The organism is Thalassospira profundimaris (genome assembly GCF_003326755.1).
Taxonomy (GTDB): domain Bacteria; phylum Pseudomonadota; class Alphaproteobacteria; order Rhodospirillales; family Thalassospiraceae; genus Thalassospira; species Thalassospira profundimaris_B.
The window spans coordinates 125970-138187 of sequence record NZ_JPWH01000009.1 but is presented as its reverse complement, the minus strand read 5'-3'; the positions used below and the strand labels follow the sequence as shown (position 1 = coordinate 138187).

11 protein-coding genes and 1 other RNA gene are annotated in these 12218 nt (G+C 56.4%); 8 read left to right on the top strand and 4 right to left on the bottom strand.

Features of this window, described 5'->3' with window-relative positions:
• The first annotated feature begins 36 nt into the window (after positions 1–36).
• Positions 37–438, top strand: an RNA gene (gene rnpB / locus TH25_RS12310) — RNase P RNA component class A.
• A 98-nt stretch (positions 439–536) separates the two neighbouring features.
• On the opposite strand, the gene TH25_RS12305 is transcribed toward rnpB, so the two are convergent.
• Positions 537–1160, bottom strand: a complete 624-nt coding sequence (locus TH25_RS12305) for a pyridoxamine 5'-phosphate oxidase family protein (RefSeq protein ID WP_114088717.1) — start codon at positions 1158–1160, stop codon at positions 537–539.
• 60 nt (positions 1161–1220) lie between these two features.
• Positions 1221–1811, bottom strand: a complete 591-nt coding sequence (locus TH25_RS12300; RefSeq protein ID WP_114088716.1) for a cysteine hydrolase family protein — start codon at positions 1809–1811, stop codon at positions 1221–1223.
• A gap of 145 nt (positions 1812–1956) precedes the next feature.
• Between TH25_RS12300 and TH25_RS12295 the strand changes: the two genes are divergently transcribed.
• Positions 1957–2982, top strand: coding sequence for a GlxA family transcriptional regulator (locus TH25_RS12295; protein ID WP_114088715.1), 1026 nt, complete (start codon positions 1957–1959; stop codon positions 2980–2982).
• Here TH25_RS12295 and corA read toward each other — a convergent pair.
• Together corA and TH25_RS12285 are read right to left on the bottom strand one after the other, a co-directional pair.
• A complete protein-coding gene (corA, locus tag TH25_RS12290; protein WP_258549133.1) occupies positions 2960–4135 on the bottom strand; it encodes a magnesium/cobalt transporter CorA in 1176 nt (391 codons plus the stop codon). The genes TH25_RS12295 and corA overlap by 23 nt on opposite strands.
• Before the next feature lie 177 nt (positions 4136–4312).
• Positions 4313–5155, bottom strand: coding sequence for an EF-hand domain-containing protein (locus TH25_RS12285; protein ID WP_114088714.1), 843 nt, complete (start codon positions 5153–5155; stop codon positions 4313–4315).
• Positions 5156–5557: 402 nt separating this feature from the next.
• Here TH25_RS12285 and TH25_RS12275 point away from each other — a divergent pair, with 402 nt between their 5' ends.
• From TH25_RS12275 to TH25_RS12250, 6 genes are all read left to right on the top strand, one after another.
• On the top strand, positions 5558–6076 hold the full coding sequence (locus tag TH25_RS12275) for a division/cell wall cluster transcriptional repressor MraZ (protein WP_114088712.1): 519 nt from the start codon (positions 5558–5560) through the stop codon (positions 6074–6076).
• On the top strand, positions 6076–7068 hold the full coding sequence (rsmH, locus tag TH25_RS12270) for a 16S rRNA (cytosine(1402)-N(4))-methyltransferase RsmH (RefSeq protein WP_114088773.1): 993 nt from the start codon (positions 6076–6078) through the stop codon (positions 7066–7068). Before TH25_RS12275 ends, rsmH begins: the two co-directional genes overlap by 1 nt.
• A complete protein-coding gene (gene ftsL / locus TH25_RS12265) occupies positions 7065–7508 on the top strand; it encodes a cell division protein FtsL (protein WP_114088711.1) in 444 nt (147 codons plus the stop codon). Before rsmH ends, ftsL begins: the two co-directional genes overlap by 4 nt.
• Positions 7505–9223 carry a peptidoglycan D,D-transpeptidase FtsI family protein gene (locus TH25_RS12260; protein WP_114088710.1) on the top strand — a complete coding sequence of 573 codons (1719 nt, stop codon included), beginning with the start codon at positions 7505–7507 and terminating at the stop codon, positions 9221–9223. The genes ftsL and TH25_RS12260 overlap by 4 nt, the downstream gene beginning before the upstream one ends.
• 25 nt (positions 9224–9248) lie before the next feature.
• Positions 9249–10670, top strand: a complete 1422-nt coding sequence (locus TH25_RS12255) for a UDP-N-acetylmuramoyl-L-alanyl-D-glutamate--2,6-diaminopimelate ligase (RefSeq protein WP_258549132.1) — start codon at positions 9249–9251, stop codon at positions 10668–10670.
• Between the two features lie 108 nt (positions 10671–10778).
• Complete coding sequence (locus TH25_RS12250) at positions 10779–12215, top strand: UDP-N-acetylmuramoyl-tripeptide--D-alanyl-D-alanine ligase (protein WP_114088708.1); 1437 nt, start codon at positions 10779–10781, stop codon at positions 12213–12215.
• The last annotated feature ends 3 nt before the right edge of the window (positions 12216–12218 follow it).

The following is a 12218-nucleotide window of genomic DNA, read 5'->3' as shown; positions in this document are numbered from 1 at the left end:
TTGACCTTGCGGGCGCGCTAGCGTAAACCGCGCCCACCAGATGGCTGGATGGTCGCCCTTTCCTGTGGCAACGCAGGAAGGGGAGGAAAGTCCGGGCTCCACGGAAACACGGTGCCAGATAACGTCTGGCGGGGGCGACCCCAGGGAAAGTGCCACAGAAAGCAAACCGCCCGATCGCGCAAGCCATCGGGCAAGGGTGAAAGGGTGCGGTAAGAGCGCACCGGTCCCTCGGTAACGCGGGACGCATGGTAAACCCCACCGGGAGCAAAACCTAATAGGAATGGTCGGCCGGGCGGTTCGCCGCTGTCGGCAGGTCGGTTTTCGGGCCACCATTCGGGTTGGTTGCAGGAGGCATTCGGTGACGAATGTCCCAGATGAATGGCCATACAATGCGGTTCGCCGCAGGGACAGAACCCGGCTTACAGGCCATCTGGTATTTCTTTCACATGCTAATTGTTCTGTTAAGTCTGCCACATGGCAAAAACCCGGCATCTTTCAACACCGGGCTAAATGTCGCGCGATAATGGCGAAAAATCCTAGCCTTTTTCCGCAATCGACTTGGCGAAATAGGCATCGGTTTCTTCCTGGGTTTGTTCATCGCCGCTTGCCAGCGAAAGCTGATCCTTGATAATCGCGCCCAGGGTCGGGAAGGATTTCCGGTCAATTTGCGCATCCGCCTGCCACAGGCGCGAGCGCATCAGCGACTTGGCACAATGCAGATAAGCCTCGCGGACCGTCATTTTAATCACGGAAATCGGCAGCTTGCCGGTATCGGCAAACAGCGCCAGCAAGTCGGCATCATCGCGAATTTCTGCCGTGCCGTTCAGGCGCAGGGTTTCATTCATGCCCGGCACCATAAACAGCAAACCCACCTGAGGATTGACCAGAATATTGGATAATGTATCAAGGCGGCGGTTGCCGGGGCGGTCCGGCATCAGAATGGTTTTGTCATCCAGCACCTTCACAAAGCCCGGGCCATCGCCCCGCGGGCTAACATCGCCCTCGCCCTTTTCATTGGCCGACGAAATCACGGCAAAAGGGGCAAGTTCAATAAACCGGCGGCAATGCTTATCAAGAACAGACAGTTCTTTTTGCAGCGCAATTTCCATCGGATCGCCGTAAATGCCACGCAATTGATCACGGGTTTCAATTTTCGCCATTCCGGCCTCCTGTAAACGTTTCGCCCAAGTTGCACATTTACTTATTGCGAGTCAATTGCATTAACTGTGCTGCTTTATCACCGCATCCGTGCTGGCGATTTTTGCAAATTCACCTGACAGGGCAGCAAGATGCACATCATGAACCATTTGCGCCGGAATAATGCGCCCGTCGGGGTGGATGCGGTCAAAACAAAAACAGGCATCCGCCACCAATGTAACATCAAAGCCCAGATTTCCGGCCATGCGTGTTGTCGTGTTTACACAATGGTCCGTGCTGATGCCACTCATCACCAGTCTGGTGTGCCCGGCGGCGCGCAAATCATCTTCCAGTGTCGTAGCAATAAAAGCGGAATTGACGTTTTTACCATACACTGCCTCGTCCGCCTGCGGGGTGGCAAATGCCTCGAAGGCATGGCTGTCCTTACCGGGGAATAACGGCGACGCTGGCGTGGTTGAATCATGGCGAACATGAATGATGCGGCCACCCTGCTGCCGCCAAAATGACAACAGCTTTTCCGCATTGCTCTCCGCCACAGGATTATTGCGCGGCCCCCAATAATCCAGATCACGAAACCCTGTTTGCCAGTCAATCAGCATCAGGACAGGAAGCCCGTGTTCTTTGGCATACGTTTTGGGATCATCGAATATCATTATTTACCTGCCATTACGGGGATCGGTTCGGGGTGATTTGCTCTCGTCACAGATTACGCCATTCACATATGGCATAAATGACAAATATCCCTTATTTTATGCCAAATACCTGTATAACAGGCCTGACCACACAAAAGGCAGCAAAATGAAACAGCGCCGGATCGTTTTTGTCATAACACCAGATTCTGTGCTGCTGGACGTAACCGGACCGTTGCAGGCCTTTCACGATGCCAATCTGCTGGCCGATGACCGCGTGAATTGCGGGCGAACGACCGCCTTGGACAAAACGCAAGATCACCGCCTGCCCTATGACATCGTGCTAGTATCGCGCGATGGCGGGCCGATCCTGACCGATACCGGCATTGCCCTGCCCACCCTGGCCCTAACCGAAATATCCAAACATCCCATCGACACCCTGATCATTGCCGGAACCGACGAAAAGCTCGATGCCCTGCAGGATACGGTTTTGCTGAACTGGCTGGTCGCGCAGCAAAACCGGGTGCGGCGCGTGGCATCAATTTGCATCGGGGCCTTTTTACTGGGTCAGGCGGGCTACCTTGCCGGTCGCGAAGTTGTCACACACTGGCGCTGGTGCGAGCGTTTGGCCCAACATTTTCCCGATGCGCATGTGAAAACGGACCCGATTTATGTGCGCGATGGTCCGGTCTGGACATCGGCGGGGGTGACAACCGGCATCGACATGGCGATTGCCATGATCGAGGAGGATTTGGGCCGGGAACAGGCACTAGCGGTGGCACGCGGATTGATCATGTTTATCAAACGCCCCGGCGGACAATCACAATTCAGCCAGCCCCTTAGCCAGCAAGGCACGGATAAAGGCGGACGATTTGACGCATTGCATATCTGGATGCGCAAAAACCTGCATTTACCGTTAAGCGTTGAAGACCTGGCCGCACAGGCAAATATGAGCCCGCGCAATTTTTCGCGCCTTTATACCCGCGAAACCAACAACAGCCCGGCCCGCGCGCTGGAGGCCCTGCGACTGGAAAGTGCGCGCCATTATCTGGAAGGAAGCGACCTGACCATCGGAAAAATCGCCGTTTTATGCGGCTTTGGCGATGATGAACGCCTGCGCCGGGTATTTGTTAAAAACCTTGGCGTTGCGCCAAGCGACTATCGTACACGTTTTAAAGCCAGCCTTTCCGCTTGAAATACCAAAGCGGCCCGACGGCAGACAGAACCATCAAGGCAATCGCCAGCGGATAACCAAATTCCCAGTGCAGTTCGGGCATGAATTCAAAGTTCATACCATAAATGCTGGCGATCAGGGTTGGCGGCAAAAAAGCCGCCGCCGCGACCGAGAAAATCTTGATGATATTGTTCTGTTCCAGGTTAATCATGCCCAAGGTGGCATCGAGCAGGAACGTCACCTTGTTGGCAACAAAATTGGCATGTTCGGTAATCGAGACAATATCGCGCGACAGGGTTTTCAGCCGGACCTTGGCATCCTTTTTAAACCGGGCCTGGGTATTTAAAAACAGCGCCATGCGGTTAAGGTTAAGCAGGCTGTCCTTGGCCTTGCTGGCAAGGTTGCCCGCCCGGCCAATGCGGCGCAGGTTTTCATGATGGTCCTGGTCCGACCCGTTGCCTTCCTTGGAAAATACCGCATTGGAGATTTTTTCCAGATCCGCCACCGAAATTTCCATAATATCGGCCAGACGGTCGACAATCTGCTCCAGCAGGCCCAGCAACACCGCATCGGATGAACTTGCCAACCCTGGCGAGCGTTTGACCCGCCGGGTGAAGGTTTTAAACGGGACCGGATCGGCATAACGCAGGGTGATCAGCGTTTTTTTCGCCAGAATAAACGTCACAGCCGTGCTTTCCGGGTCATCGGTTGCGGCCCGGTTCAGGATAGTAACGGTCATGAACAGCGCGCCATCTTCATCATATAACCGCGATGACAGCTCGATTTCCTGCATTTCCTCACGGGTTGGCACCTCGATGCCAAAGCGGGCCTCTATCGCACGCAACTCGCTGGCTGTTGGCTCCAACAAATCAATCCAGACCGGGGCGGCCGTACCCGCCTTGCCCGGTGCGACAATCTTGGTGCCAACAATCGCGGCAGGTTCCCCGACAAGCCCGCCTGCATCAACGTCACCCAGGCTGTCAACATCACAATGAATATCTTCTTCGCCCTCGGCTGCGGCAGCAAGCTCGGCCTCGGCATGGCGTTCGCTTACTTCAATATCGGTTCGCGGGTCTTTTTCGGCATCCGACAGAGTAACCTCGCCGTCAGTATTCTTCGGCTGGTCCGCGTCGTTCGGGGTGCGAACGGGGGCGTAGATTTCGTTGCTTTCCATGTGCGGTCTCCGTCCTGGCGTGCCGGATGATTTGGGCCATGTATGACCTGCAAGACAGCTTTTGTCACCTTTTCTGTCGTGACAATTCCTTAACAATAGGCCGCCCGGGGCCAATTGCCAACCTGCCGCAAACCGCGCCTGCAACCCGCACGAAACAGGTATTTTGCCGCTTGCGCCTTAAAATGGCAGCACGGTTTGAAAGACAAACGGGCTGACATCCTTTGCCGTTCCGCGTTTTTCATCAAAATTGGCGGCGATTTTGTTCATGAATTCCGATTTGTCGATCATCTGGTCATGATTGGCATCATATTGGGGGAACAGCAATTCCAGGCGGCGGGCTTCGGTACGCAGGCGGGTACGATTTGCCTCTGCCGATCCTGGCAGGGCCTCGACGGCGGAAAACTCGCGCAAAACCAGCACATTATCGCCGTTTATATCATGACGGCGAAACATCCAGGCGGCGTAACTGGCGGCTTCATCGGCATCTATCCGGCCATCCTGATTAATATCGGATGGATGATACTGCCCACGATAAATTGTGACCTGTTCGGGCACGGGCAATGGCGGCACCACCAGCCCGCCCTTGCGCGCCGCCTCGGCGGCAGCATTGTTTGTCCCCGTGCCAGCCCCGTTTTGAACCCCCGGCACTTTGGGTACATTCACACCGGGAATGGCGGGGAGGCCCATATCACCAATCCCCCCGGAACCAAACTCATTACTGCCATCGCCATTGCCCTGCCCCAGCGCGGTTCCGGCAAGGCCGTTTAAACCACCAAGGCCGCCCAGGCCAAATTGCTCCAGCAAGGCCGGGTTCTTTTGCAATTGCTGCATCAGGGCGGGCAACATCTGGCGCATTTGCGGGGAAATGGCATTATAGCCCCCCTGTGACCGGGTTTGAGTTTTGCCATGATTGCTGGTGCCAGAACTGCTTTGGCTACCCGTTGCGCTGCCTTGCGCAAAAACAGGCCCGGCAACCACCACAGCCAACAGGGTAAAACCGCCCGCAATTAACCTGATCATAGTCTTTGTCTGCAAAACTGACTCCGGTTCGCAAAATGGCAAACAGGTCGTTCCGGTGTGCCGGAAATGTCCTTTGTCCCATCAAACCCCATCATGGCAAAAAAACCAATCCCCAATGGGATGTCATGGGTCAGATTTGGAATTTCATGGGTCAAAAGGCAAAAACACACTGAAATTGCATCTTTTGCCCCCGTTTTGCCACCCGGAAAAGAGGCCGAAAAGGGCAGAATTGCCCATAAATATCACAGTTAGCCCCATCAAATCCCATTGACCCCCATATGATCCCATGATACCCCATTAAGCAGGCATTTTGGCAGTGCCAAGTGGGGCACAGACGTCTGGTGGCGATGTCTCTTTCCAAACTTCGTTATCCAGCGGTCGATCAGCAGGGGATTTAGGCGGGTGCTGTTCACAGGGACGCACATTCACAAACTGGACCGGAAAGGGCGCGTCTCCGTGCCCAAAAGGTTCCGTGCCGCCCTGGAAGCTGATGGCTTTGCCGGAATTTACGTCTATGAATCCCCCAAGGAACCCACCATCGAGGGCTGCTCTGAAAGCCATATGGAGCGTATTGCCGCTTCACTTGATGACATGGAAATGTTCTCGGACGAAGCCGAAGACCTGGCCGACACCATCCTTGGTGCCTCCCATGCCCTGCCCTTTGACGGCGAAGGCCGTATCATTCTGCCACCAGAACTGATCGAGTATGCCGGTATTACCGACCAGGTAGCCTTTGTTGGTCGTGGCCGGACCTTCCGTATCTGGAACCCCGATACCTTTGCCGATCGCAAAACCGCCAGCCGCACCCGCCTGGTCAATCGCGGTTCCACGCTGAAGCTGAAACCGGCATCTGCCATGCCAGCACGCGCCGCTGCTGCCGACGCATCCCCGGAATCCGACCTGCCGGAGGATGACGCATGATGACCAGCCCGCTGCCTTTTGACCCGTCACCAGCCAACCCGCACAAACCCGTTTTGCTGCGCGAAGTTCTGGAATATCTAAGCCCCGCCGAAGGCGACATCATGGTGGATGGCACCTTTGGGGCCGGTGGCTATAGCCGCGCCATCCTGGAGCATGCGCCCTGCACGCTTTACGGCATTGACCGTGACCCGAGTGCGGTTGAAACCGGCCATAAACTTGCGGCCGCATATGACGGCCGTTTTCATATGGTAGAAGGCTGCTTTGGCGAGATGGCAACCCTGCTGCCTGCACGCGGCGTTGAACAGGTTGACGGCATTGTTCTGGATATTGGCGTTTCCTCCATGCAGCTTGATCAGGCGGAGCGCGGCTTTTCCTTTCGCACCGATGGTCCGCTGGATATGCGCATGTCGATGTCCGGCCCCAGTGCAGCCGATTTCGTCAATACTGCCGAAGAAGAAGACATCGCCAATGTCATTTACCGGTTTGGCGAAGAACGCGCATCGCGCAAGGTTGCCCGCAAGATTGTTGAAATGCGCGCGGAAACACCCTTTACCACCACAGGCCAGCTTGCCAGTGCGGTGCGTTCTGTCGTGCGCAAATCCAAAGACGGCATTGACCCGGCCACCCGCACCTTTCAGGGCCTGCGCATTCATGTGAATGACGAACTGGGCGAGCTTGACCGCGCACTGAATGCCGCTGAAGCCATGCTTAAACCTGGCGGACGTCTGGTGGTTGTTACCTTCCATTCGCTGGAAGATCGCCTGGTCAAAACCTTTTTCAAGGAACGCTGCGGCGACCCCGCCAAACAGTCCCGCCGCCTGCCCGGCGAGCCCGAACCGGCCAAACCGACTTTCGCCAGTCTCAGCCGCAAGGCTGTTAGCGCACAGAAAGACGAATTACGCGCCAATCCACGGGCGCGTTCGGCCAAACTGCGTGCGGCTGTTCGCAATGATGTTCCCGCTGGCGCCCGCAAGGCCGGAGGTATCGCATGACCAAGATCATGACGGCTTTCTGGTTTGTAATGACGGTTCTGATCGGGGTTGGCACCTACTGGATTTCCCACGAGGTCGAACGGCTGGAGCGCCGCTATGCCGCCATCCAGTCGGAAATTCTGGACGAGCAGGAAAGCATCCACGTTTTCCAGGCGGAATGGAGCTATCTGAATTCCCCGGCCCGGATCGAGAAACTGGCGAAGGAATATCTGAAACTGCAACAGATTCAGCCCCTTCAGATGGCCAGCATCGACAATATCCCGACCGACACCGATGCCAAACGTTATCGCCTGGACAAATTTGGCGAGGCCGTTGCCTATATGCCCGCCCCGCGCGACCGCCCATCAGACCGTGCCTATGACGAGGCGGCGGAAAACATGATCATTGATGGTCCAAGTGCGGCTATTCCCGCCCCGGCTGAAAACGGGGGCACACAATGAATCTGCTTCGTTTTTCATACTGGCTGCGCGGTGATCGCCCCGAACTTGGCCCGGAACAACGTGAAAAGCACGCGCTGGAAACAGCGCGTAATCGCATTTTTATTACCGGCATCATGTTTGGCATCGGCTTTTTGTGGATTGCCGGCGGCCTGTTTAATGCCACCGTTCTGAAACAGGGTAACGAACCCGACCTGACAGCCGGTACCGACAGCCGCGAGCTGAAAACCGAACGCGCCGATATTGTGGATCGCAACGGCATTTTGCTGGCGACCGACCTTCCGACCAGCTCGCTTTATGCCGATGCCCGCGTGATCAAGGACCCGGTTGGCGCCGCCGACCAATTGCTGACCGTGCTGCCGGGTCTGGATCGTGACACGCTGATCCGTCACCTTGGTTCACAAAAGGCATTTGTCTGGATCCGTCGCAACCTGACCCCGGACCAGCAATACAGGGTCAATGCGCTGGGTATTCCCGGCCTGAATTTCCAGCGTGAAGAACGCCGCGTTTACCCGCAGGGCCGCCTGTTTGCCCATGTGCTGGGCTTTACCGATATTGACAATAACGGCATTGCCGGGGCCGAACGCGAATTTGACAATGACCTGCGCAGCAATTCCGGCCCGTTGCGCCTGTCGGTCGATATTCGGGTGCAACATGCCCTGCGCGCCGAAGTCGCCAGTGCGATGCAAACCTATAGTGCGGCGGGTGCCACCGGCCTGGTAATGGATATTTATACCGGCGAAGTGCTGGGCATGGTTTCCCTGCCCGACTTTGACCCCCACCGCCCCGGCCAGGGCCCGGCCGATGCGCGTTTTAACCGCGCCACACTGGGTGTTTATGAACAGGGATCAGTATTTAAACTGTTTAATGCCGCGATTGCGCTCGATACCGGCACCGCAACCCTGAACAGCACCTATGATGCCACCAAGCCGCTGCGCGTTGCCCGGTTCAGCATCCATGATTTCCATGCCGAAAACCGCTGGCTGACGGTGCCGGAAATTCTGGCCTACAGCTCCAATATCGGGTCAGCCCGGATGGCAATGGAATTTGGCATTGAGACCCAGAAAAAATACATGAAGGCTTTTGGCTTTCTGGATACGTCCGATGTGGAACTGCCCGAAGTTGGTGCACCGCTGCTGCCCAATCCGTGGCGCGAAATCAACCTGATGACGATTTCCTACGGGCATGGCATCGCCGTGACACCGCTGCAATTGATTAACGGCATTTCCACCATTTCCAATGGAGGCATTCGCCGCCCCAGCACCATCCTGAAACAGGATGGCGCCCCGGCGGGCGTGCGGGTGATTTCCAAAAAAACGTCTGACGAAATGCGCCGCCTGATGCGCCTTGTCGTCACCGAAGGATCAGGCAAAAAAGCCGATGTTCCGGGTTACTTCCTTGGGGGTAAAACCGGCACGGCGGATAAACTTGTAAACGGGCGCTACGTCAAGAATGCCCGAATGTCTACCTTTGTGGCTGCCTTCCCGATGCAGGACCCGCGCTATGCGGTTCTTGTGACACTCGATGGGCCACAGGGCACAAAAGAAACGTTTGGTTATGCTACGGCAGGCTGGGTTTCAGCCCCCGCCGTTGGCAAGGTTGTGACACGCATTGCTCCCCTACTGGGGATTGAACCGGCGTACGCGAAGGCGCCGGAAATAGAGCAGGCGTTGCGATTGGATCTTCGCAAGGAGGAACGCAAACTTGCGTCTTTCTGAGCTTATGGCAGGAGATCAGGCAGCAATGAAACATGCCCAGGGACAAGACCCGGACATCAAGGGCCTGACAGCAGATTCACGCGCTGTGCGTGAAGGATATATGTTCGCCGCCCTTCAGGGGGCGCGCGAGGATGGCACCAAATACATCCGGGACGCCCTGCGTTCTGGTGCATCGGCCATTTTGGCCCCCAAAGGCACACCGAAAGAACCGGCCGTCACCGTGCCGCTTATTCCGGTTGAAAACCCGCGTCAGCGTTATGCACAGCTTGCCGCGCGCTTTTATGGCCACCAGCCCGAAACCATTGCCGCCATTACCGGCACCAATGGCAAAACCTCGACAGCGGTTTTCACCGAACAGCTCTGGACGATCCTGGGCAAGCTTTCGGGATCAATCGGCACGCTGGGCATTCGCGCGGCCGGGGCGAAAATTCCCGGTTCGCTGACCACGCCAGACCCGGTCGCCCTGCATCATTCGCTGGCCGATATGTGTGACATCGGTGTCACCCATGTTGCAATGGAGGCCAGCTCGCACGGGTTGGACCAGTATCGCCTTGACGGGGTAAAAATAAAGGTTGCCGCCTTTACCAACCTGTCGCGGGATCACCTGGATTATCATGGCGATCTTGACAAATATTTCACCGCCAAGGCCCGCCTGTTTGGCGAATTGTTGACAACCGATGGCACCGCCGTCATCAATGCCGACATTCCCCAATACGACAAATTGCGCCAGATCTGCCAGGATCGCGGCATCAATATTCTGTCCTATGGCGTGAAGGGCGATGGCATCAAGCTGCTATCGGCCAAACCCGATGCCACTGGCACGCAAATCCGCATCGCAATTAACGGCGAAGAATATAATGTTCACCTGCCCCTGATGGGCACCTTCCAGATCATGAATGCACTCGCTTCCCTCGGCATTGTCATTGCCTCGGGTGCCGATAGTGCCGCTGCTGCAAGCGCGCTTGAAAAACTCGAAGGTGTACGGGGTCGGCTGGAACTGGTGGGCAAAACCAAATTTGGCGCACCGGTTTTTGTCGATTACGCCCACACGCCAGACGCGCTTGAAACCGTGATCAAGGCCGTTCGCCCCCATTGCAAGGGCCGGGTGATTTGCGTTTTTGGCGCTGGCGGTGATCGTGATACCGGCAAACGCCCGCAAATGGGCCGGGTGGTCAGGGAAAATGCCGATATTGCCATTATCACCGATGATAACCCGCGCAGCGAAGACCCGGCCACCATTCGTGCGGCCATCAAGGCGGCCTGCGAAGGGGCGGTTGAAATTGGCGACCGGGCCGAGGCCATCAAGCGTGGCATTGGCATCTTGCAACGCAATGACATTCTGATTATTGCAGGCAAGGGCCATGAACGCGGCCAAATCGTGAAGGGAACGGTATTGCCGTTCGACGATGCTGCGGTTGCCCGCAATATTTTGCTGGGCGGAAACTGACACCTGCCATCACCAGTCAAGGCACCTGCCACGCAAGGCAGCCTGACCGGCAGGGCATGAATGCAAGCAGCCAGACAGACGACGCGACCAACAGAAAGAAGAAACGCGATGAGTGAAGCTGTTTTATGGACGGCAGAGGATGCCGTATCTGCCACCGGCGGCAGTGTCGCTGGCGACTGGCAGGTAAGCGGTATTTCGATCGACAGCCGCAAAACCCGGCCTGGCGATTTGTTTATCGCGCTGAAAGGCCCGAATTTTGACGGCCATGAATTTGTTGCCAAGGCATTCGAGGCCGGTTGCCGTGCCGCGCTTGTTTCGGACGCATCGGTCCTGCCCAAAGATGCCCCGGCTCTGATTGTTGATGATACACTTGATGCAATGGTGCGCCTTGGTATGGCCGGGCGCGCACGCAGCAAGGCCAAAATCATTGCCATTACCGGCAGTGTCGGCAAAACCGGCACCAAGGAAGCCCTGAAATATGTGCTGGGTGAACAGGCAAAAACCCATGCCAGCCCGGCCAGCTTCAACAATCATTGGGGCGTTCCGCTTAGCCTGGCGACCCTGCCGGTCGATGCGCAATATGGCGTTTTTGAAATCGGCATGAATCATCCCGGTGAAATTTCGCCGCTGGTACAAATGGTCAAACCGGAAGTTGCCCTGATTACCACGGTGGTCGGCGCACACACCGAATTTTTCAAGGACGAGGCCGAAATCGCCAAGGCCAAGTCAGAGATATTTGACGGGCTGAATACGGATGGCGCGGCCATTTTGAACCGCGACAACATCCATTATTTTGCCCTGGCGCGCCGGGCAAAGGAACTGGGCATTACCAACATCAAAAGCTTCGGCACCGATGCCACCGCAACCTACCGGTTATTTGAGGCCAATATCGTCACCGGCGGCAGTGCCGTGCGGGCCCGCATCGGCGGCCGGGACCTTGAATATTTCATGGGCTGCCCCGGTGAACACTGGGTGATCAATTCGCTGGCCATACTGGCCTGTGTGGACCAGATCGGGGCCGACGTTGTGCGCGCGGCACAGGATTTGGCCGACGTTACCCCGCCTGCCGGGCGCGGCGCACGCCATGCCCTTGCCATCAAGGCAGCGGATGGCAGCGAAAAAGGCCATTACCTGCTGATTGACGATGCCTATAACGCCAATCCGACATCGATGATGGCGGGTCTGAAACTGCTGGCAAACGAAAAACCGGGTGAAAACGGCCGCCGCATTGCCATTTTGGGCGACATGCGCGAACTGGGCGAAGATGCGGAAAAAATGCACCGTGACCTCGCCCATCCGCTGGAGCATTTGGGAATCGATGCTGTCTTTACCGTAGGGCCGATGATGGCCCTGCTGGCCGAAGAACTGCCAAAAGAACGCCATTTGGGCCATTTTGACCGGGCCGAGGACGCGATTACCCCGATTTTGGCATCAATTTGCGATGGTGACGTGGTTTTGGTCAAAGGATCGCTTGGTATTTACGTTTCTAAAATTGTTTCGGCCCTAAAATCGGGTCAAGCGGGCACCGCCCCGGCATCCAACTGACGC

Excerpts from the sequence above, each read along its gene's own strand:
- TH25_RS12305 (WP_114088717.1), bottom strand. The coding sequence starts at position 1,160 with ATGGCGAAAATTGAAACCCGTGATCAATTGCGTGGCATTTACGGCGAT.
- TH25_RS12300 (WP_114088716.1), bottom strand. The coding sequence starts at position 1,811 with ATGATATTCGATGATCCCAAAACGTATGCCAAAGAACACGGGCTTCCT.
- TH25_RS12295 (WP_114088715.1), top strand. The coding sequence starts at position 1,957 with ATGAAACAGCGCCGGATCGTTTTTGTCATAACACCAGATTCTGTGCTG.
- corA (WP_258549133.1), bottom strand. The coding sequence starts at position 4,135 with ATGGAAAGCAACGAAATCTACGCCCCCGTTCGCACCCCGAACGACGCG.
- TH25_RS12285 (WP_114088714.1), bottom strand. The coding sequence starts at position 5,155 with ATGATCAGGTTAATTGCGGGCGGTTTTACCCTGTTGGCTGTGGTGGTT.
- rsmH (WP_114088773.1), top strand. The coding sequence starts at position 6,076 with ATGACCAGCCCGCTGCCTTTTGACCCGTCACCAGCCAACCCGCACAAA.
- ftsL (WP_114088711.1), top strand. The coding sequence starts at position 7,065 with ATGACCAAGATCATGACGGCTTTCTGGTTTGTAATGACGGTTCTGATC.
- TH25_RS12260 (WP_114088710.1), top strand. The coding sequence starts at position 7,505 with ATGAATCTGCTTCGTTTTTCATACTGGCTGCGCGGTGATCGCCCCGAA.
- TH25_RS12255 (WP_258549132.1), top strand. The coding sequence starts at position 9,249 with ATGAAACATGCCCAGGGACAAGACCCGGACATCAAGGGCCTGACAGCA.
- TH25_RS12250 (WP_114088708.1), top strand. The coding sequence starts at position 10,779 with ATGAGTGAAGCTGTTTTATGGACGGCAGAGGATGCCGTATCTGCCACC.